The 20,107-nt window shown below is 57.2% G+C and carries 20 protein-coding genes; 6 read left to right on the top strand and 14 right to left on the bottom strand.

What is annotated here, in order from left to right:
- The first annotated feature begins 24 nt into the window (after positions 1–24).
- From AC13DD_RS14030 to AC13DD_RS14020, 3 genes are all read left to right on the top strand, one after another.
- Entirely contained in the window at positions 25–1,035 is a 1,011-nt protein-coding gene (locus AC13DD_RS14030) for a hypothetical protein (RefSeq protein WP_008174703.1), read from the top strand.
- Positions 1,036–1,073: 38 nt separating this feature from the next.
- The gene (locus AC13DD_RS14025; protein ID WP_482931301.1) at positions 1,074–2,699 is read left to right on the top strand and encodes an OmpP1/FadL family transporter; all 1,626 of its coding nucleotides are present in this window, start codon (positions 1,074–1,076) and stop codon (positions 2,697–2,699) included.
- A 63-nt stretch (positions 2,700–2,762) separates the two neighbouring features.
- On the top strand, positions 2,763–3,827 hold the full coding sequence (locus AC13DD_RS14020; RefSeq protein WP_092029834.1) for a MalM family protein: 1,065 nt from the start codon (positions 2,763–2,765) through the stop codon (positions 3,825–3,827).
- 4 nt (positions 3,828–3,831) lie between these two features.
- On the opposite strand, the gene AC13DD_RS14015 is transcribed toward AC13DD_RS14020, so the two are convergent.
- Genes AC13DD_RS14015 through AC13DD_RS14005 form a run of 3 tightly spaced genes read right to left on the bottom strand, consistent with a single transcriptional unit; the run spans position 3,832 to position 6,247 of the window.
- Positions 3,832–4,863, bottom strand: a complete 1,032-nt coding sequence (locus tag AC13DD_RS14015) for a polysaccharide deacetylase family protein (protein ID WP_273017221.1) — start codon at positions 4,861–4,863, stop codon at positions 3,832–3,834.
- Between the two features lie 45 nt (positions 4,864–4,908).
- Positions 4,909–5,574: a DNA-J related domain-containing protein gene (locus AC13DD_RS14010; RefSeq protein ID WP_405421001.1), complete on the bottom strand. Its 666-nt coding sequence runs from the start codon at positions 5,572–5,574 to the stop codon at positions 4,909–4,911.
- 28 nt (positions 5,575–5,602) lie between these two features.
- Positions 5,603–6,247, bottom strand: coding sequence for a TetR/AcrR family transcriptional regulator (locus AC13DD_RS14005; RefSeq protein ID WP_405420275.1), 645 nt, complete (start codon positions 6,245–6,247; stop codon positions 5,603–5,605).
- Positions 6,248–6,319: 72 nt separating this feature from the next.
- Here AC13DD_RS14005 and ttcA point away from each other — a divergent pair, with 72 nt between their 5' ends.
- Entirely contained in the window at positions 6,320–7,234 is a 915-nt protein-coding gene (ttcA, locus tag AC13DD_RS14000; protein ID WP_092029827.1) for a tRNA 2-thiocytidine(32) synthetase TtcA, read from the top strand.
- Between the two features lie 4 nt (positions 7,235–7,238).
- Here ttcA and AC13DD_RS13995 read toward each other — a convergent pair whose 3' ends face one another.
- The 9 genes from AC13DD_RS13995 to ccoN all read right to left on the bottom strand — a co-directional run bounded on the left by AC13DD_RS13995 (position 7,239) and on the right by ccoN (position 15,915).
- Positions 7,239–7,928, bottom strand: coding sequence for a sulfite exporter TauE/SafE family protein (locus tag AC13DD_RS13995; RefSeq protein WP_092029825.1), 690 nt, complete (start codon positions 7,926–7,928; stop codon positions 7,239–7,241).
- Positions 7,925–8,185 (bottom strand): cbb3-type cytochrome oxidase assembly protein CcoS, encoded by a 261-nt coding sequence (gene ccoS, locus AC13DD_RS13990; RefSeq protein WP_039882065.1) that lies wholly within the window; start codon positions 8,183–8,185, stop codon positions 7,925–7,927. The genes AC13DD_RS13995 and ccoS overlap by 4 nt, the downstream gene beginning before the upstream one ends.
- Positions 8,186–8,222: 37 nt before the next feature.
- Positions 8,223–10,670, bottom strand: coding sequence for a heavy metal translocating P-type ATPase (locus AC13DD_RS13985; protein WP_008174723.1), 2,448 nt, complete (start codon positions 10,668–10,670; stop codon positions 8,223–8,225).
- Entirely contained in the window at positions 10,667–11,182 is a 516-nt protein-coding gene (locus AC13DD_RS13980) for a FixH family protein (protein ID WP_008174725.1), read from the bottom strand. The genes AC13DD_RS13985 and AC13DD_RS13980 overlap by 4 nt, the downstream gene beginning before the upstream one ends.
- A 44-nt stretch (positions 11,183–11,226) precedes the next feature.
- Positions 11,227–12,657, bottom strand: a complete 1,431-nt coding sequence (ccoG, locus tag AC13DD_RS13975) for a cytochrome c oxidase accessory protein CcoG (protein WP_092029823.1) — start codon at positions 12,655–12,657, stop codon at positions 11,227–11,229.
- 127 nt (positions 12,658–12,784) lie between these two features.
- Entirely contained in the window at positions 12,785–13,675 is an 891-nt protein-coding gene (ccoP, locus tag AC13DD_RS13970) for a cytochrome-c oxidase, cbb3-type subunit III (protein ID WP_405420265.1), read from the bottom strand.
- Entirely contained in the window at positions 13,672–13,857 is a 186-nt protein-coding gene (locus AC13DD_RS13965) for a CcoQ/FixQ family Cbb3-type cytochrome c oxidase assembly chaperone (protein WP_008174730.1), read from the bottom strand. Before AC13DD_RS13965 ends, ccoP begins: the two co-directional genes overlap by 4 nt.
- A gap of 3 nt (positions 13,858–13,860) precedes the next feature.
- Positions 13,861–14,469 carry a cytochrome-c oxidase, cbb3-type subunit II gene (ccoO, locus tag AC13DD_RS13960; protein WP_008174732.1) on the bottom strand — a complete coding sequence of 203 codons (609 nt, stop codon included), beginning with the start codon at positions 14,467–14,469 and terminating at the stop codon, positions 13,861–13,863.
- 15 nt (positions 14,470–14,484) lie between these two features.
- Positions 14,485–15,915 carry a cytochrome-c oxidase, cbb3-type subunit I gene (ccoN, locus tag AC13DD_RS13955; protein WP_008174734.1) on the bottom strand — a complete coding sequence of 477 codons (1,431 nt, stop codon included), beginning with the start codon at positions 15,913–15,915 and terminating at the stop codon, positions 14,485–14,487.
- A 220-nt stretch (positions 15,916–16,135) separates the two neighbouring features.
- Between ccoN and AC13DD_RS13950 the strand changes: the two genes are divergently transcribed.
- On the top strand, positions 16,136–16,777 hold the full coding sequence (locus tag AC13DD_RS13950) for an alpha/beta family hydrolase (protein ID WP_482931300.1): 642 nt from the start codon (positions 16,136–16,138) through the stop codon (positions 16,775–16,777).
- Positions 16,778–16,786: 9 nt separating this feature from the next.
- On the opposite strand, the gene AC13DD_RS13945 is transcribed toward AC13DD_RS13950, so the two are convergent.
- Entirely contained in the window at positions 16,787–18,628 is a 1,842-nt protein-coding gene (locus tag AC13DD_RS13945) for a sensor domain-containing diguanylate cyclase (protein ID WP_482931299.1), read from the bottom strand.
- 112 nt (positions 18,629–18,740) lie between these two features.
- On the opposite strand from AC13DD_RS13945, the gene rlmM reads away from it, so the two are divergent.
- Complete coding sequence (gene rlmM, locus AC13DD_RS13940) at positions 18,741–19,817, top strand: 23S rRNA (cytidine(2498)-2'-O)-methyltransferase RlmM (RefSeq protein WP_482931298.1); 1,077 nt, start codon at positions 18,741–18,743, stop codon at positions 19,815–19,817.
- On the opposite strand, the gene AC13DD_RS13935 is transcribed toward rlmM, so the two are convergent.
- The gene (locus AC13DD_RS13935) at positions 19,814–20,104 is read right to left on the bottom strand and encodes an antibiotic biosynthesis monooxygenase family protein (RefSeq protein ID WP_014577445.1); all 291 of its coding nucleotides are present in this window, start codon (positions 20,102–20,104) and stop codon (positions 19,814–19,816) included. The two genes, rlmM and AC13DD_RS13935, sit on opposite strands and share 4 nt — an antisense overlap.
- Between the last annotated feature and the right edge of the window lie 3 nt (positions 20,105–20,107).

Here is a 20,107-nt window from a genome sequence, read left to right as displayed (position 1 = left end):
TACAAATAAAATAAGGGAGTCAGGATGAATCGTTGGTTTGTGCGAGGTTTTATCCTTGTTTCCACGGCAGGTCTGCTTCCGGGCATGGCCCTGGCGCAGGAAGGGAGTGTGGACCAGGCGCGGGAAGCGCTGGCCAAGCAGGAAGGAGACGAGGACGCTTCACAACAGCTTGAAGAGGTGTTCCAGGCTGCAGAGAAGAACTATTCGCTGCAGAAGAAGGGTTCCCATTCATTGAATTATTCGTTCGACTATTCCTACACGGCAGACCAGCGGCTGGATCTGGCCATCACCAATGGATCAGTGAGAAACCTGGACGTGGTGCCGTCGGCAACCCACAGCTTCACCAATTCCTTTTCCTACGATTACGGCCTGTTGGACAACCTGACGGTGGGTACCCGTATTCCGCTGGTCGTCAAATACGACACTCAGGACGAGCTGAATATCTATGATTTTGGCGATATTTCTTTTACCGGGCGCTGGCAGCCATTTGCCTACGTTCCAGGCAAGATGTCGACCACCTTGTTCGGAACCCTCTCCACAAAGACCGGCGTCAGCCCCTACGAGATAGACATCAACGAGCAGCTGTCCACCGGCAGTGGCTACTATTCCATCGGGGGTGGAGCGAGCCTGTCCAAGGTCCTGGATCCGGTGGTGGTGTTCGGCTCAGTGAGCGCCACCTATAACTTGCCGGCTGAAGATCTGCAGCAGGTGCGTGGTGCACGTCTTCTGGAAGAGGTGGACCCTGGCTTCGGGCTCTCCGGGTCCGCCGGTTTCGCCTACTCCCTGTCCTACGACATTTCTCTCAGCATCTCGGCCCAGCTCAGCTACAGCGACGAAACCGTCCTGACCTTCACGAATGGCGACCAGGCCGTCGCCCAGGACCAGATGACGGGGTTTATGAGCATGTCTCTGGGGACCCGTATCAGTGATACCACCATTGTAAACACGAGTTTGGGTATCGGTCTTACCGAGGATGCCCCGGACTTCTCCCTGGGGGTCTCCCTGCCCATTAACTTCTCCGGTCTCAAAGAGTGATTGGTGTCGTTGACGATCTACGGGAAGGGAAGGATTTCATGGGACAGAGAAACCACAACCGTCAGATTCTCGCGGCACTGGTTGCCACGACCCTTTCTTGCGGTGCCCAGGCCCAGCTGGCGCAGAACCTGACCATTCATCCCAAGGCACTGGCACTTGGCAACGCCGTGACCGCCGATCCGCCCGGGATCATGGCGATTCACTACAATCCTGCTGGCCTGACCAAACTGGACGGGCGTCAGCTGGAAGTGAATCTGATGAGCGTCTATCTGGACATTGACGCGGATTTCACGGCACCGGAAGGCTATGAGATTTTCGGTATCGACGGCCTTGAAACGGATCCACTGACCGGAAAGCAGCGGGACCCGGTTGCCAATACCCGCAGCCATACCAACAACGTGGCCCTGTATCTGCCGGGTTACGGTATTCTCCGCGCGCCCCCGGGACCGGCCCTGGCGCCGTCAGCAGGTATCAGTATCAACCCGCCGGGCTCCAAACTGACCTTCGGGAATGCCTTTTACCTGCCGTTGGCAGCCGGTTTCTACCGTGATAAGGATGACCCTGGCCGTTACCAGCCCCAGGCCACGGCGCTGCAGCGCACGACTTATCTCTCACCCACGGTCGGTTATGAAATCAATGACGACTGGTCCGTGGGTGCCGGTATCCACCTGTCCCATATGGGAATCGCGGCAGACCAGTACATGCGGGCGCCCAACCTGCTGCTGGGGGTGGCTGAAGTTCTGCAGGACGCATTCAACTGCGAGAGTGGTGACGAGCCCCTGCAGCCCTGGCTAGCGCTTTGTGGCGGTAATGTCGGTCCCTGGGACGATATCGGTGCTCTGAGTATCAACGTTCAGGAAACCCTGTCACCCACCTATGCACTAGGGGTGATGTGGGAGCCAACTGATTGGTTCAGCTGGGGGGCGAGCTATACCTCTGAAGCTGAAATGAACATGAAGGGCACCTTCGAAATCCAGTACACCGATGACTGGTCCGGCTTCTGGCAGAGAGTTAACGGATCGGTGCTGGGTGCGATTACCTCGGCGATCCTGAGTCTTCCGTCCGGTGCGCCCAAGGAATCCGGCAACGTCAGTATGGATCTGGTGTATCCCCAGCACTTCCAGACTGGTATCAGTGTTGACGTGCATCCGAAACTGACCCTCAACGCCGACATTGGCTGGACCGATTACAAACAGTGGGACGCCTTTGTTTTCCGGTTTGATCGTAATCTGGAGTTTCTCAATGCGGCCCGGATCCTGTCGCCGGACAATGCCACGCCGAATACCCTGAGGTTGCCCCTGGGTTTCAAGAGCCAGTGGAACTGGGCGTTTGGCATGGAGTTTCATGCGTCTTCCCGTCTGGACCTGCGTGCTGGCGTGGAAATACGGGATTCGGTTATCCCGGATGATCAGCGACAGGTTATGGCGCCATTCGGTGGGGCAAACCTCTACAGCATCGGTATGGGGTACCAGTGGGATAAGGACACCGAAATCGACATGAATCTCAGTTATCTTCATTCGGTGGAGTCGATTCCCACGGACACCAGCTGTAATCTGAACTGCGACAACATCACCAACATTATCTACAACCCCTATGCAGGCCTGGATGTCAAAACCTCGCTACGGGTTGTGATGGCGGGCCTCAGTTTCCGGACCAAGTTCTGAGTGGTGCCATTGACCAGAGGGTAGTCATTCGCAGTGATTAACGGCTCTTTACGGAAATCAGCCTTGTGCCTTTCTCTGGCAGCAGTTCTCGGAGGCTGCCAGATTGGCGGGTCTACGGTGTCGGAACGGGAAGGTTATTTCACGTGGGTAGACGAGCAGGGCAGGGTTCGATACTCACCGATAACCGGAGCCGAGCAGAAAGACTTGAATCGTGAGTCTGCAGAGGTAGTTGAAGAGGTAGTTGAAGAGGTAGCTGAAGAGCAGCGCGATCCGGAATCCGAGAAACACCCGGTGCAGTCAGATAGTGGGGCGAGCCCGGAGTCAGGACCGCAGGAAAACACCGAGTACACACTCGAAAACTACCCGGATGCCGGCGAGCTTGAAAAAGATGGCTACGTTCGGCCGGGGGAGCGGCAACCCTATTTCACCTGGCGAGACGCCGAGGGCAATGTCCGGGTCAGCTATTACCGGCCGGACATCCGCTCTGATCTTGAGAAAGGGCTGGTGGAGCCACCCGTTCAGATCACCGAAGCCAGCGTTTACCGTGCAGGTCCCGATGGCGCAGGCCACGCTCCGGTAGAGGGCTATGATCCGGACGCCTTTGCCATCCTGGGCATTGAGGCTTCAACAGACGATTTCTTTGCCCGGTTTTCAGCGACCTGTTGCGATTCCATGGATGCCGCCAGTCGACAAGGGTGGCAATCGGGACGGGAGTTTGGCGTTACCCTCTCGGATCGTTCAGCTACATATCCGTTTCTTACCGGAACCAGCCCCTATCAACTGATTGCACTTCCGGACGCGGATAAGCACGGCAGTCTTGTCATACGCCTGCGCTCCTATGCCAAAGACGGGGTGGTGGTGCCCTCCCTGGTGTTTCTCGATGAGAAGATGGCGCCGTTAAGGCTGGTAACAGACCTGGTTATGGATTTTACCCCCGAGAACTGGCACCGGCGCGGCTATCTGGAAGCATGGGTTCCTGCTTTTCCGGGCCAGGGAGAGCGTTGGCTTGTCCTGTTTACCCGAGAGCAGGACCTGGAGGGCCAGACCGTTATAGAGACCCGTGCCGGCCCCGAGAAAATTTCCCACATCAGGCACGGTGAAATTGGCCTGATGCAGGTGGAGGAGTGAGGGTTCAGTCTTCAGGTTTGCTCAGGTCCAGCCACTGCTGGGATAGCCAGTAGTAACTGCCATCGCCCGCAGGGTGGGTGCAGTTGTAGCGGAATCGCCGGCTATTGAAGGCCTCAGGGGCCTTTACTTCCACATTGCCATCAGTCACGTCAAAGTCGATACGTCCCTGACCGGAGGCAAAGCAGGTCAACCGGTTGGCATCAATGGGTTCAACCAGCGGGAAAACCAGGGTGGGCGGATTCTCCGAGATCACCCCGTCCGGCAGCTCGCCGGTATCAACAGGGAAGGCTTTGCTGCGAAGTTTGTTCTCAAGGCTCCCCAACTGTCCGTAGGCGTTTGCCATCGGAAAACGCGGCAATCGGGTTTTCTCGGTTTGTTGGCCGATGGCGCCGGATTGCTGGCCAAAACCGTACCAGCCCCGCTCGGCCACTTTGCGCTCCAGTGCTTCGTCAAACTCGCCGTAAGGGTACGCAAACATGGGTGCAGGCGCCTTCAATTCCCTGGAGAGGGTCCCCTGGGCTGAGTCGAGACTGCTGGTAACCCTGGCTTGCCAGTCACTCTGACTTTCGTTCGGTTTCCGGGCGAGATGCCCATGGTCAGCGCTGTGGTTGGCAATCGTTACGCCCGAACGTTCGGCCAACTCCCGAATCTGATCCCAGGTCATGTAGCCGTTTCGGCCAACGGCTTCTGTATTTACAAAAATCGTGTAGGGATAGGCCTTGTCGGCCAGCAGCGGCGCCGCCGTATGGTAGACGGAGTCGTAGGCGTCATCGAAGGTAATGGCGATGTGATTACCTTGCCCATCGGTACCGGCCAGCGTTGTTTCGGTGCCTTGCTGTAGATCCACAACGTCCAGCTCCAGATCCAAGATCATGTTCAGTTGGCCCTCGAAAAGAGACACAGACGTGCTGGTAGCGGGCGGCGTTGAATCACTGACATGATGATACTGCAGGACAACGAGGTCAGCGCGGGCTGAGATGGCGGTCGCCGTAATCGCGACGAGAAGGGAAAGTTTCAGGAATGCTGTGAGCGGCATATCGTCTCCTGTATTTATCGGCCCTGGCCAGATCGAAAAGGCCGGTCAGATGCTGTGACGGAAGTGGGCTTTCAGTACCGCAAAGGCCTGATTGAGATGCTGAATGGTTTCGGTCTTGCCGCCGCGGTCCGGGTGAGCGTGCATGACCGCCCGGCGGAATCGCTGTTTGACCGTTGGAAAGTCTGTAGGGACAGCCTGAAATCCCAGTACTTCGGCGGCTTCCCTGGCTTCGGATTGCGCCGGTGCCTGGCCTGGAGCACCTGCCCAGAAATCATTCATCATCTGTTGAATGGCTTCCTCCGGCAGACGGTACTGGGAAAGATCCAGATAGAATTGACGAAGTGTGTCGACACTGTCCGGAACCCCTTCGCCACCGACCACCGACTGTGACTCGATCCGGATGCTCAAGGGCGAAATTTTCAGGCTCTCGCCGGTTTCGGATAACTGGTCACGAAGACGGTAGAGCACGTGAAACAACAGAAAATGCACCGGATAGAGTTTTTCCGGTTCGCTGAAAACAACCTGTCCAAGCAGTTCCCAGGGCGGTCTCTGAAGCGCCTTGATCAGCGATAATTCATTCAAGCCCGCCGGTGCCGATCTGAGTTCGTGCTCAACGGCCACCAGCAGGTGCTGAATCTGCTGCTCCAGGCAGTCATCATCATCCACAGTCCTGGGATGAGAAGCATTGATGGGAGAATGGCTGTCTGTCATAGGACTCATGTTAGGGCACTGCGGCCCATCAGGGAAGTGCGGCCACCTGCGGAAGTCCACCCATGAACAGGGCGGTGGAGAACCGGGTCGCCGTTAACGCTTCCGCATCCGCCGACTCCGGGTTGCTGTGGGCGCGCCTTGCCAGCGTCAGGCTGGTCTCGTAGGCGACGCCGAAAAAAGCGGCGCACAGGTACTCGTACTCAATCCGGGGAAGAAGCCCGCGTTCCATCGCCTCGCGAACATCTTCTTCCAGAGATAACATGGCCAGGCCGAGAATATCCGAACCGAACAGTTCCCGAAGTGCCCGGTCATTGCGGTGAGCGAGTTCATACACCAGCGGATCCCGGGCGGTCGCGGTATAGAGGGCCAGGTAGGCGTAGTGGATGAAATCCTCAGGATTGTCGGCTGCCCGCCGCTGTTGGCTGAGATTGTTGTTCAGATTGGTCAGGAAGTCGGTAAGCAAGGCCGCGAAAATATCCTGCTTGCTTGAGAAATAATTGTAGAAGGTGCCGGCTGCAAGACCCGTTCGCCGAACGATGTCGCGGATGGTTGAGTTTTCGTACCCCCGCTCGCGAAAACACTCCCGGGCGGCATGCAGGATTGCCCTGCGGTTCCGGATACGGTTCTGTTCCCGTTTGCCTGTGATCTCTTCACCCGATTGCAACATATCCATGTCGGTATCCTGTCCCTGAATCCATGTGACGCGTATAATCCCACGTCCACTTGCCTTATGAACGTAGTTGGTATGTCCGAAGCAATGATCGCCAGTTCCGAACAGTCTATCAACCCAGAGCGGGAGCGCCGCCAGAAACTGGAATTGAACAAGCTGCAGAAACGTCTGCGCCGCGAAGTCGGGCAGGCGATTGCCGATTTCTCGATGATTGAAGCCGGCGACAAAGTCATGTGCTGCCTCAGCGGCGGCAAAGACTCTTACGCACTGCTCGATATTCTGCTCAACCTGCAGAAGAGCGCCCCGGTTTCGTTTGAGCTGATTGCCGTCAACCTTGATCAGAAACAGCCCGGCTTTCCGGAAGAGGTGTTGCCCGAATATCTGTCCTCCATGGGTATCGAGTATCACATCATCGAGAAGGACACCTACAGCATTGTTAAGGAAAAAGTGCCGGAAGGGAAGACGACCTGCGGCCTGTGTAGCCGTCTACGCCGGGGAATTCTCTATAATTTCGCGGAAGAGCATGGGGTTACCAAGATTGCCCTGGGCCACCACCGGGACGATCTGTTGGAAACCCTGTTCCTGAACATGTTTTACGGCGGCAAGCTGAAGTCCATGCCTCCGGTGCTGCACAGTGACGATGGCCGCAACACGGTTATCCGGCCGCTGGCCTACAGCCGGGAAAAAGACATCGCCCGCTACGCGGGTCTCCGCGAATTCCCCATCATCCCCTGCAACCTGTGTGGTTCCCAGGAGAATCTCCAGCGCCAGGTGATCAAGGATATGTTCCAGAGCTGGGACAAGCAGCATCCCGGACGGTTGGAAACCATGTTCCGGGCCATGTGCAATGTGGAACCCTCGCACCTGGCGGATACCAATCTCTACGATTTCAAGGAAGGCAAGCGCCTCGGTGGCAAGCGCCAGGCCGTACAGACGGCTGAACCCGAGACCGCAACTGACTTCGGTCGCCTGGATGTCCTGAATATCTAGCCGGCTAGTGTCCGGCCAGATGCAGGAAAGGCAGTGTCCAGAGTCCGAACAGGATAAGCAGGCCGCCGGTCACCTTCCGGAACAGTTGATGGCTCTGTAAACCCCGGATCCAGTTGGCCGCGAAACCCGTGGCCAACATGGAGGGAAGCGTGCCGAGCCCGAAAAACAGCATGGTCAGCGCGGCCGAGCCCACTGTCGGTTGCAATGCTGCCCAACCGAGCGTGCTGTATACCAGTCCGCAGGGCAGCCAGCCCCAGAGCGCTCCAAGAGCAAGTGCCTGTCCGCCGTGATTCACGGGCAGGAAGCGGCGGGTCAGCGGGGAGAGGCGCGCCCAGATTGGAGCACCCACCCGCTCAACGTAGCGAATTCCCTGCCACCACTGGCCCATGGACAAACCCATGAAGATCAACAGCAGCCCTGCCAGGGTCCGAAGCACCAGGCCGGCAGAGGCCCACTGGCTGGCGGCCGAGGTACTGGCCAGCGCAACCAGTGTTGCGATCAGGACATAGCTGCCGATGCGCCCGAAGTTGAAGGCCAGAAGCATTACCGTTTGCCGGAACCGGAACCCCCGGCCCACAGGCAGGGCCATGGAGAGGGAAGCGCTGATGCCGCCGCACATGCCGAGGCAGTGCGTGCTGCCTAGCAATCCGATCAGGAAGGCGCTCGGGTAACTGAGGTAGAGTTCCGGATTCATCCTTTTTGGGACTTATCCTCACCCGTATCAGCGGTATCGCTGACTTCAGCTGTTTGCTCCGGGGTTGGCTCCCCGGCAGCCGGTTTGTCGGTGCGAGCGTCGTCCGGGATCATATCCTTGTCGTCATCGTAAAGTATCCGATGCGCCGGGCCTTCGAGATCATCGTACTGACCGTTCTTGACCGACCATGTGAACAGGGCGACGCCTACCGCCACCAGTATGAGCATCACCGGGACCAGAAACATGACGATTTGCACGGTGCAACCTCGCAGAAAAGATTAGAAGTTCACGGTATCAGGACAACGCCTGGGCGCCAACCGCGAGATTGTCCTGACTCTTCCGACTCGGTGCCTTGCCAAGCCGCAGCGCATTCAGAACGACCACCAGAGAGCTGAGAGACATGCCAATTGCTGCCAGCCAGGGTGGGACCATTCCGGCCGCGGCCAGGGGAAGCGCCAGCACATTGTATATGAGAGCCCACCATAGATTCTGGCGGATGATGCGCTGGGTCTGGCGACTGGTTTTAAGGGCTTCGACCAATTGCAGCAATTGACCATTCAGCAGTACTGCATCAGCTTTCAGTTGGGTCAGGTCGGCAGCCGTGCCCATGGCCACCGAAATTCCGGCGCCAGCCATAGAGGGCAGATCGTTCAGACCGTCGCCCACCATCATAATTTGCCGGCCCTCGGCTTGCAGCTTCTCCAGCACAGCCAGTTTATCTTCTGGGGAGGCTTGTCCGATAGCCTCGTCAATGCCCAGTATGTCTGCCACCTGGTTTACATGCCCGGAACGGTCGCCACTGAGGAGCAGGGTGCGAATGCCGGAATCCTGAAGAGCTTTGATGGCTGCCCGGGCATCGTCACGGGGCTGGTCGTCGAGCCTGAAACAGGCCAGCCACTCGTGGTCAGAGGCCAGCCAGATTTCCATACCCTGATGCGGATCCTTTTGTGGCGCTGGCGCGGTGGTATGTTGTTCGACAAACCCCCTGTGGCCGATGAACAGCTGCAGGTCTCCCAGCCGGCCTGAAAGCCCACCGCCAATGTGATTTTCCACATGTTCGACCGCAGCAGTGGTTCGACGGTGAAATACTTTGGCTATGGGGTGCTCGGAGTATTTCTCCAGGCCCGCGGCAAGCTTGAGGCAAGTCTGCTCATCCATGCTGCCAACGATTGTGGTGCCGGCCAGGCTGAGCTCGCCCCGTGTGAGTGTCCCGGTTTTATCGAAGACCACGGTGTCAATCGTGTTCATTGATTCAAGGGTATGCCCCCGAGTCGGGAGAAAACCAAGCCGCCGGAGCCTGACTGTTGCCGAGGTAATGGCAGTCGGTGTCGCCAGGGAGAGCGCGCAGGGACACGTCACCACCAGAACAGAAAGTGTGATGTCGAAGGCGTTGTCGGCACCGGCCAGCCACCAGCCTATCCAGACAACTGGTGCCAGAATCAGAACCCGCCCGACGAATTTTCCGGCCATCCTGTCGGCCATCATTGCAACGCGCGGTTTTTCCGACTGCACGCGGTCCAGCACTCGCAGAATGCCTGAGAGCCGTGTCTGGGTGCCGGCCTTGACCACCCTGACATCGAGCGGATTTTCCCCGTTTACGCTCCCGGCGTGGACAGTATCCCCGGGATGGCGGGTTTCAGGGAGGTATTCCCCGGTTAAGGCTGCTTCGTTCAGGGTTGATTCTCCCCGCACAATCTCGCCATCGACGGGCAGGGTTTCGCCGGGGCGCACACGAACGATATCGCCTGGCCGGATCTTATGGGCAGGGATAATGTCGGTAGTATCGCCCTGGACCAGTGTGGCGACGGTCGGCTGAAACCCTGCAAGCGCATTGCCTGTCAGGCCTGCCCGGTAGCGGGCCTGAACTTCAATGTAGCGCCCGAGCAGGAGGAAAAAGGTGAACATGCAAACGGACTCAAAGTACACTTCCTCGCCGCCAAAGACGGTTACCCACGCGCTGGCGAGGTAGGCGAGTCCGATGGCAATGGCAACCGGCACATCCATGGTCAGATGCCGGCTGCGGATATCCCGTTGGGCATTGCGGAAAAAAGGTGCAGCGCTGAAGAGCACCACGGGGGTAGCGACCAGAAGGCTGAACCAGCGAAAGAAGCTGACGAACTCGGGCGACAGCTCGCTGACCAGTTCGAAATAAAGGGGAAACGCCAGCATCATGCTCTGGAACGAACCGATTCCGGCAATGGCGAGGCGGATGAGCATGGACCGATGCTCGGCCTTGAGCGCCTGTTCCGCCTCGTCTGCCTGGTAGGGGCGGGCGGTGTAGCCGAGCTCGTGGATCGCGATCAGCAGGTCACTCAGCCGAACCTGATCCGGGGACCACACCAGGCGCGCACGTTGGGTGGTATGGTTTACCGAGAAGGAGTCGACACCGGGCTGCTGCTTCATATGGTTTTCAAGCAGCCAGATACAGGCGGCACAGGTGATGCCACCAATCAGCAGTTGCGCTTCCTGTGCGCCTTTTACCGGTGCAACAAACGACTCCTGAACCAGAGGGTGATCAAGCTCTCTGATTCGGTTCAGTTCCGCCGGGGTCAGCTGCTTTGGGGTAACGGCCGGTTTGGTCCGGAAATCATAGAACCCGGCGAGACCCTCGCTGCGAATGGTCTGGCACACCGCTTTGCAGCCCTGGCAGCAGAAGTGACGGGTAGAACCTTCGAGCTCGAGGGTGATGGGCGGCTCACCGTCCGCTGGCTCACCGCAGTGAAAGCAATCCAGCCTGGTCAACCTTGGGCAGACCCCCCGGCCTTGACTGTAATTCCGTCTTCAGCTGGCAGCCAGGCTTCGCCTTTTAATCGCCACTCGTTAGCTGGACCCCGTAGATCGTAGTACCAGCGGCCGTCTATGTCATTGAGGAGCTTACCGGCAAAGCGCCCTGGAGCGATTTGCTGGAATTGAACAGTGCGATCCTTGTCGGAAAGCGTTGGATGGAACAGGTTCAGGATCAGATACGGGAAATCCGCCGGACCCTCAACGGTGTTCAGGTTGACGGTGATATTTTTGCTCTGGAAATCAATCTGGGCCTCCATACCGAGATCTTCCGCCTTCTGGTCTCTTGCTATGGACATGTTAATTCCGCGCCCTTCTTTGGACCAGTCGTCGGTGACCATCGCATTTTCTGTGCTGACAGCGATAGTGATGGCAACGGCGCAGTAAATGATGGACGCCCCCGGAAAAATCAGCAGGAACCAGAACCAGGGTTGGCGGTACCAGGGTGCTACGGGTGTTTCAGTAGTCATAAATCAATGTCTCATTCAAACGGTCAGTGCTGCACGATCGACGATCAGCGCGTTGGACCGACAAATCGGCTTTCAGTTTCAAGGCTCAGCGAAGAATCGGTCTCGGATTGTGCCCTGAACAGGATATCGTTATTGGATTCGGTGATGGATTCCGGCGGCACGTCGACTACGGTCGGCAGTGAGCGGTTTTCACCACTTTCAACGGTTACCGAAGTGTCCGTCAGGATCCGGATCCCCTCCAGGCCAGTCACTGACAGAGTGAAGGTTTGGGGAACTTCGGTCATGTTGGCGATTTTTAGGGTGTAGGAGTTCTCAATCCGCCCCTCGCCATTGAAACTGTAAAGAGCACCGCGATCCCGAAGAGCATCCATCTGGGCTGGCACACGGGTGGCGATGGTGAAGATAATCGCGGCAATCATCAGTGACAGCACCGCGCCATAACCGAAGGTTCTTGGTCGCAGGAGTTTGGAGGTCTTGCCTTCAAGTTCATTCTCCGTGGTGTAACGGATCAGCCCCCTCGGGTAATTCATCTTGTCCATGATCTCGTCACAGGCATCAATGCACAGCGCACAGCCGATACATTCGTACTGAAGGCCGTCCCGGATATCAATGCCCGTAGGACATACCTGAACACACTGGCCGCAGTCGATACAGTCGCCCAGACCGGCCTCGGCCGGATCCACGCCTTTTTTGCGGCCGCCCCTGGGCTCGCCACGATTCGGATCGTAGGAAACCACGCGAGTGTCGGGGTCAAACATCACCGACTGGAAGCGGGCATATGGGCACATGTAGAGGCAGACCTGCTCCCGCATCCAGCCCGCATTCAGGTAAGTGGCAACGGTGAAAAAACCAACCCAGAAGTAGGCCCAGCCATTTGCCTGTAATGTGAAAAGGTCGCCCAGCAGCTCGCGAATAGGGTAGAAGTAGCCAACAAAGGTCAGGCCGGTGGCAAGGGCAATCAACAGCCAGACGGCGTGTTTGGCGGACTTTTTGACCAGTTTCCCGGCTGATCGGGGAGATTTGTCCAGCTTCATGCGCTTGTTACGGCTGCCCTCGATCCGTTCCTCGACCCACATGAAGATAAAGGTCCAGACGGTTTGCGGGCAGGTATAGCCGCACCAGACCCGGCCGAACAGAGTTGTGACGAAGAACAGACCGAAGGCGGCGATAATCAGCGTGCCCGAAAGCAGAATAAAGTCCTTGGGAAAGAAGGTAACGCCGAAGAGGTGAAATTCGCGGGCTGGCAGATTGAAATAAATCAGTGGTTGCCCGTCAAGCGTAATCCAGACAAACAGGAAATACATGCCCATCAACATGGTCAGGCTGACATTCCGGATTCGCTGAAAGGAGCCTTTAACTTCCTTTACGTAAATTTTCTTGCGGCTGGCGTAGAGTTCGACGGTTCCGGATTTATTGTTGTCGCCGGAGGGATCAGAGGATGGGTCAACCTGTTTGACCGGGATCTCACTGCTCATCGTTACCTCCAGAAAAACTGTAATGCGGGACAACAGGCCCTGGGACTGCTGATCTTTTCAAGCCTGTGCCCGCAGGGCAGACACAGGGTTGAAAAGACCGGTCCGGGGCAACCCCCGGCCGGGTGACTCAGTTAGACAGGCTGTATACGTAAGCTGCCAGAATCTGAATCTGATCCTCTGAGAGGCGACCCTGCTGAGCGGGCATCTGATTCTGACGGCCATTCATCACGGTTTCCTTGATCCACTCGTAGTTGGATCCGTACAGCCAGGTGTTGTCCGTCAGGTTGGGGGCGCCCATGGCCTCCATGCCTTTGCCCTCGGGGCCATGACAGGCCACACAGGCCTGAGCGAAAACTTGTTCGCCTGCTTTGGCAGCTTCGGCGTCTTTTTCCCGACCGCTGAAGCTCAGAACATAGTTCACAACCTGATCCACCTGCTCGTTGGTCATGCCGGGCATGGTGCCCTTGGCCGGCATATTACCCATACGGCCATTGTGCAAGGTTTCCAGGATTGCTTCCGGTGTTCCGCCCCACAGCCAATCGTCGTCGGTCAGGTTGGGGAAGCCAACCTGGCCACGAGCGGCAGAGCCGTGGCAAACCGCACAGTTGTTGGCGAACAGACGCTGGCCTATTTTCATGGCATCGCTGTTCTCGGCCAGTTCGGGAACCGGAGTCTCACCGTACTGGGCGTATATCGGGCCGTATTTTTCCTCGGCCTCGGCGACCTCTGCTTCCCACTGATTAGTGGAAGTCCAGCCAAGCAGACCCTTATAGTTGCCCAGTCCCGGGTAGAGGGCCAGGTAACCGAGGGCGAAAACACAAGTGGCCAGGAACAGGTAAAACCACCACTTTGGCAGTGGGTTATCGTATTCCTCAATGCCATCAAAGGAATGGCCCATGGTGCGGTCGGTTTCGGTATCGGTTGTCTGGCTCTTGCGGGTTGCCCAAAGCAGCCACCAGCAGCCGAACACGGTACCGAGCACGATCACACTGATCCAGATGCTCCAAAAGGTACTCATTCTTTTTTCTCCGTTTTTTCCTGTTCGAGCGTACGCTTTTCCACGTCGTCATCGTCGAAGGGCAGGTGAGCTGCCTCGTCGTTGGCCTTCCTGCGGTGGGCGCTGTAGGCCCACCAGACGATTCCCAGGAAAACCGCCATTACCAGAAGTGTGTGAATGCCGCGTAACTCATTAATATCCATGGTTCACCGTCTGTCTGAAATCACAGTACCCAGCTGTTGCAGGTACGCGACCAGCGCTTCGATTTCGAATTTACCTTCCACCTGAGCGGCTGCTTCGGCAATCTGCTCGTCGGTGTAGGGCACGCCCAGAGTCTGAAGTGTCTCCAGCTTGGCAGCGGTCTTGCTGTGGTCGACCTTGTCTTCAAACAGCCAGGGGAATGCCGGCATGTTGGATTCAGGCACTACGCTGCGCGGGTCGTACAGATGCTGGCGCTGCCAGGCATCGGAGTAGCGTCCGCCAACACGGGCCAGATCCGGACCGGTGCGCTTGGAGCCCCACAGGAACGGGCGGTCATAAACAAACTCGCCCGCAACGGAGTAGTGGCCATACCGCTCGGTTTCCGCCCGGAACGGGCGGATCTGTTGGGTATGGCACACATGGCAGCCTTCGCGGATGTAGATGTCCCGGCCTTCCAGTTCGAGCGCTGACAGGGGCTCAAGCCCCTCTACCGGCTCGTTAACTTCTTTCTGGAAAAACAGAGGCACTACTTCGGCCAGAAAGCCGCCACTGATGGTCAGGATGATCAGTACGATCATCAGACCAATATTTTTTTCGACAATTTCGTGTTTCATCTGATCTCTCTCCCGTTACGCCGGCTGAGTTGCCGCGTTATCTTGCGCAACCGCATCTTTCTGACGCACGGTCATGTACACGTTGTAAGCCATGATCAGCATGCCTGACAGGAAGATGACGCCGCCGAGGAACCGGACGAAGTAGCCAGCGTAGGATGCCTCAAGAGATTCAACGAAGCTGTAGGTCAGCGTGCCGTCTTCGTTAACCGCACGCCACATCAGGCCCTGCATGATGCCGTTAACCCACATTGCAACGATGTACAGTACGGTGCCCACAGTGGCGAGCCAGAAGTGCACGTTGATCATCGCTGTGCTGTACATGCCCTGGAGTCCCCAAAGCTTCGGTACCAGGTGATAAACCGCGCCGATACTGATCATGGCTACCCAGCCCAGAGCACCGGAGTGAACGTGGCCGATGGTCCAGTCAGTGTTGTGGGAGAGTGCGTTCACGGTCTTGATGGACATCATCGGACCTTCGAAGGTGGACATGCCGTAGAACGACAGGGAAACCACCAGGAAGCGCAGAATCGGGTCAGTGCGCAGTTTGTGCCATGCGCCTGACAGAGTCATCATGCCGTTGATCATGCCACCCCAAGAAGGTGCGAGCAGAATCAGGGACATCACCATGCCGGCTGTCTGTGCCCAGTCCGGCAGGGCGGAGTAGTGCAGGTGGTGGCCGCCGGCCCATACATAGGTTGCGATCAGGGCCCAGAAGTGAACGATCGACAGGCGATAGGAGTAGACCGGACGATTGGCCTGCTTGGGAACGAAGTAGTACATCATGCCCAGGAAACCTGCGGTCAGGAAGAAGCCTACTGCGTTATGTCCATACCACCACTGCATCATGGCGTCGGTAACGCCCGCATAGGCAGAGTAGGACTTGAACGCACCGGCTGGCAGCGCCATGTTATTCCCGATATGAAGCACTGCAACGGTCAGGATAAAGGCGCCATAGAACCAGTTAGCCACATAGATATGCGGTGTGGCCCGTTTCATGATGGTTCCGAAGAACACCAGAGCGTACGTCACCCAGACGACCGCAATGGCGATATCGATCGGCCACTCCAGTTCGGCGTATTCCTTCGACGTGGTAAGGCCCAATGGCAGGGTAATGGCTGCCGCGACAATGATCGCCGTCCAGCCCCAGAAAGTGAACGCAGCCAGGCTATCCGAAATCAGTCGAGCCTGGCACGTGCGCTGAACGACATAATAGGAGGTAGCAAACAGGGCACTTCCACCAAAGCCGAAAATAACGGCGTTGGTATGCAGCGGCCGGAGACGGCCGAAGTGGGTAAAGGGCAGGTCGAGGTTGAGGGACGGCCAGACCAGCTGTGCTGCAATCAGCACACCCAGCGCCATACCTACAATACCCCATACCACTGTCATGATGGCGAATTGTCTCACCACCTTGTAGTTGTATGTCAGGTTTGCATTTACTGTGCTCATAGCCTTACCAATGGGTTTAAAGTGGGGAAATATGCGGGCGCAAGTATGGAGAAACGATTAGCTGTTTGCAATGACTCAGGTCAAGTCCTGACATCCGTCAAATGCGCCGAAATCAGCAACATGGCTTCCTTTTCAGTGCCGTTATTGGAGTTGTTTCAGCTAAGGGAATGTGTGTTGCCTGAGTGCAATAATAGTCGCTTAACTGGATGAGGTGAATTCTGTGGAGTTGATTAAGACCAAAGGCTATGGGAATGAGCCGAAAGTTGTACTGATTTTGGCCCACGGCGCGGGTGCGCCGGCCGATTCGACCTTCATGGAGGAGCTTTCGGCAGCGCTGGAGCAAGAGGGCATTGAGACAGTACGTTTTGAGTTCCCGTATATGCAGAAAAGGCGTCTGGATGGAAAGAAGCGACCGCCCGACAGAGAGCACGTGTTGCTGGACTGTTTTACCCGGGTGGTCGACCAGGTTCGATCAGATTGCGGATCTGGCAGCAGGGTACTGGTGGGTGGCAAATCCATGGGTGGACGCATGGCAAGCATTCTGGCGAGCCGTCGGGAAGGTATTGATGGTGTCGCCTGCTTTGGTTATCCCTTCCATCCGCCCGGTAAGCCCGACCGCTGGCGTACCGGGCACTTCCAGGATGTGAGCTGCCCTATGCTGGTGCTTCAGGGGACAAGGGATCCGTTCGGGAAACCGTCCGAGATGGCTGGCCATGAGCAGGAGTTGGAGGGAATCCGTTTGCTCTGGCTGGAAGGGGGTAATCATGATTTCCAGCCGCTGAAAAGCCAGCCACAGACCCAAAAGGAGCTGATCGTGGCGGCTGCCCGGGAAACCCGGATCTTTGTGGACGAGCGGCTTTGAGCCTCATCTCTACTGCACCCCGACAGCCTCAGAGAGCTCAGCGCGGTTGCGGCCTTTGCTTTTTGCACGGTACAGGGCCTCATCGGCCCGCTCGAACAGTTGGTTCTGGGTCTCTCCGGAGTCGAGTGATGCGATACCTGCGCTGAGGGTTATTCTCACTTTGGTGCCGTCTGGGGAGAGCAGTGGCGTCCTGGCGATGTCTTGCAGCAATGCAGAACAGACATTCAAAGCTCCGTTTGCATCGGTTCCGGGCAGCAGTAACGCAAACTCCTCACCACCGAATCGGATGGCAACATCCCGGGGGCGTTTCACGTGCCGGGTCAGCATTTCGGCGATGAACTGAAGGCAGCTGTCCCCAAAACCATGGCCCCAGGTGTCGTTAATGTTCTTGAAATGGTCGGCATCGACCAGCGCCAGGGTCAGTGGCTGGGACGTGCGCCGAGCTTCGGCGCACAATTCCGGAAATATGTTGTTCAGGTGCCTTCGATTGTAAAGGCCGGTCAGGGCGTCGTTCAGGCTCAGTGTCGATAGCTTGCGGTTGGCCTTTTCCAGTTCCCGCATGGTGTTCCGCAGCTGCGCGGTACGTTCATGCACCTTGAATTCCAGTTCTGTCCTTGCATTGTGTTCCACGTCCAGAAGCTTCTGGTTAAGCAGACGCCACCTTTGCACCATCGCATAGTTCAGCAGGATCACCTGTCCTCCCACTGCTGATTGCATCAGCGCCTCCCGTGCAAGAAAGTCATGCAGATAGCCAAAAGCCGCCAGAGCATAGATCAGACCACCAACGAGCATGATCAGCCAGGCCAGCAGATACCACATAGCCGGCTGATACCCCTGTTTCCAACGAACCGCTGCGATGATGAACAGGCTTGAAATAACCGTCAGTGCGAGAACGGTATTGAGCAGAATGGTTTTGTTGTAGGGCAGTATCAGTGTCAGTGCCAGGAAGCCAATGCAGAACCAGGCCTGCCCTTTGAGGACCGTTTCCGAGATGGTTCCGCGGTCTACTTCCAGGAAGGACCGGCCGAAAAGGATCATGGCCAGGGCGCAAAGGGACAAAGACAGGGGGATGGATGTATTGGCAAAGCCCGGGTTGTCTGGCCAGAAGTACTGGTTCGCGAAGCCGCCCATGGCGAACAGAAAGAGTCCGAGTGCTCCCAGGTAAAACGCGTTGTAGAAGTAATAGCCGGTGCCGGAGCTGAAAAACAGCAACAGGTTGAAGACCGCAAATACCAGGAGCGCGCCGTAGAATAGCCCGTGGGTCAGTGTCAGATGATTACTGCGGGCAATGACTTCCGCCGGGGTTTCAAAGCTGAGCGGCACGTTCAGAGCGCCATTGCTGTGGATCCGGATCGTCAGGGACCGGGTTTCACCGCCATCCAGTGTGACGGGAAGCAGAAAGTACCGGTAGTCTACCGCCCTGGACCCGAAAGGCCGTTGATCTCCGGTAACCAGTGTCTCTGTAGTATCATTCCCCGTCTGCCAGAATGTGACTTCGTCCAGCAGCGGGTAGTTGAGTTTCAGATACCAGGCGGCCCGCTCAGCGCCTGAGTTCCTGACGTGCAGGTGTACCCAGTAAACGGATTTGGTGTGGCTGAATACCAGGTCCCGGCCGTTTGCAGGGGTCCAAACGATATTTCGGGGGAGTTGGTCCGGATTCCTTGCTTCATGTCCGGGCGCGCCCGGCGGCGCACTGTAATAGCAAACGTATTGCATCAGGGAAGCGCGGGCAGCAGTATCGGTGGCCTCGAGGACAGGGCAGTCCGACGCCATCGAACCCGTGTCTGGCAGCGCCAGGGCAGGGGCCAGCAAAAGGCAGAGAATGGCAATCAAACGCAAAACGGACGACATTCATGGCTTCCCGCGGTTATCAGAGCGGGAAGTGTAGCCAGAGAAGACAATCTAAGCTGTTAAACAGTTTCAACTTTTACGGGTTGGTCTCCGACCCTGATTCAGGAAATGCATGGAACAGATTCTTGTGTTTTGCCGGCCAGGCTTTGAAACCGAAGCCGGCCGTGAAATGACCGACTCAGCCACGGAGCGAGGTATTTTCGGGTATTTCGAGCCCCTGAAAGACCAGGGGCTGGTGCGCTTCTACCCGGCAGCTCCGGAAACTGCCGATGATGTGATGGCTCGTCTGTCTCTTGAGGAGCTGGTCTTCGTCCGTGACTGGATTGTCGTTCTCGGGCAATTCAGCCTGCCAGAGACTGACAGGGTCGGTGCTGTTATCGAGGGAATCCGTGGACTTGGGCGCGGTTTTCCGGGTTGTGCGCGGCTGGAAGTCCGGTTACCCGAAAACAACGCGGATGGAGACCTTGGAAACTTTGCCCGAAAGTGGGTGTCTCCGCTCTCCCGCGGTTTGCGGGGAGCCGGTCTCCTGAAGGCTGACCAGAATGCTCCTGCGCCGGCGCGTCTGGAGGTTTTCCTCCCCGATTTTACGTCGGCGGTCGTCGGTTTCAGTCTGGCGGATAACCGGGCACGTTACGTTGGTGGCATCCCGCGCCTGCGGCTGCCGGCATCAGCGCCCAGTCGCTCTGCCCTCAAGCTCGAAGAGGCCTGGAAGGTGTTTCTGCCTCCGGAACAGGAGCTGGACTACCTTGGTGGTGGCAAGAAGGCCGCGGATCTTGGCGCCGCTCCGGGCGGATGGACCTGGCAGCTTGTGCGTCAGGGGATGATGGTAACCGCAGTGGACAACGGCCCAATGAACCCTGAATTGATGGCCTCTGGGCAGGTGGAGCATGTTGAGGCGGATGGTTATGGTTGGCGGCCCAGGCGCGGCATCGACTGGATGGTCTGCGACATTGTGGATCAGCCCCGGAAAACGGCAAAATTGGCTGTGACCTGGCTAGGTGAAGGCCTTTGCCGTTACACGGTGTTCAATCTGAAGTTGCCTATGAAAAAGCGCTATGACGAGTGGCTGATTTGCCGGAACATTCTCGTTGATGGCTTGAAAGAGGCGGGCATCGGTTTTCGCCTTAAAGCCCGCCACCTTTACCATGACAGGGAAGAAATAACCTGTTTCATCGAGCGGACGGGTTAAAAGGCGCTTTGCTCCAGCACTGTAATGTGCTCTTCTTCGTCCATCATGGGGATAAGCTCCAGCATGAGTTCACGGCGCTCATCGGAGTGAAACCATCGATCCCAGTCTGCTTCGGAGCGCCAGTTCGCCAGTGTTATCCGGTGATTGGGGTCGTGGCTATCGAGCAGGGTTTCGCCAGAAATGAAACCGGGGGCACTGACAGCCTGCTGCAGAACCTTGCGCGACCGTTCTTCGTAGGCTGTTTCAAGGGTTTCGGCAATATGGCGTTCGATCAGAACCCGGATCATGAG

This window comes from Marinobacter sp. L-13 (assembly GCF_056857715.1).
Note: the sequence above shows the minus strand (reverse complement) of the source record. Positions and strands in the feature narration are given on the sequence as shown.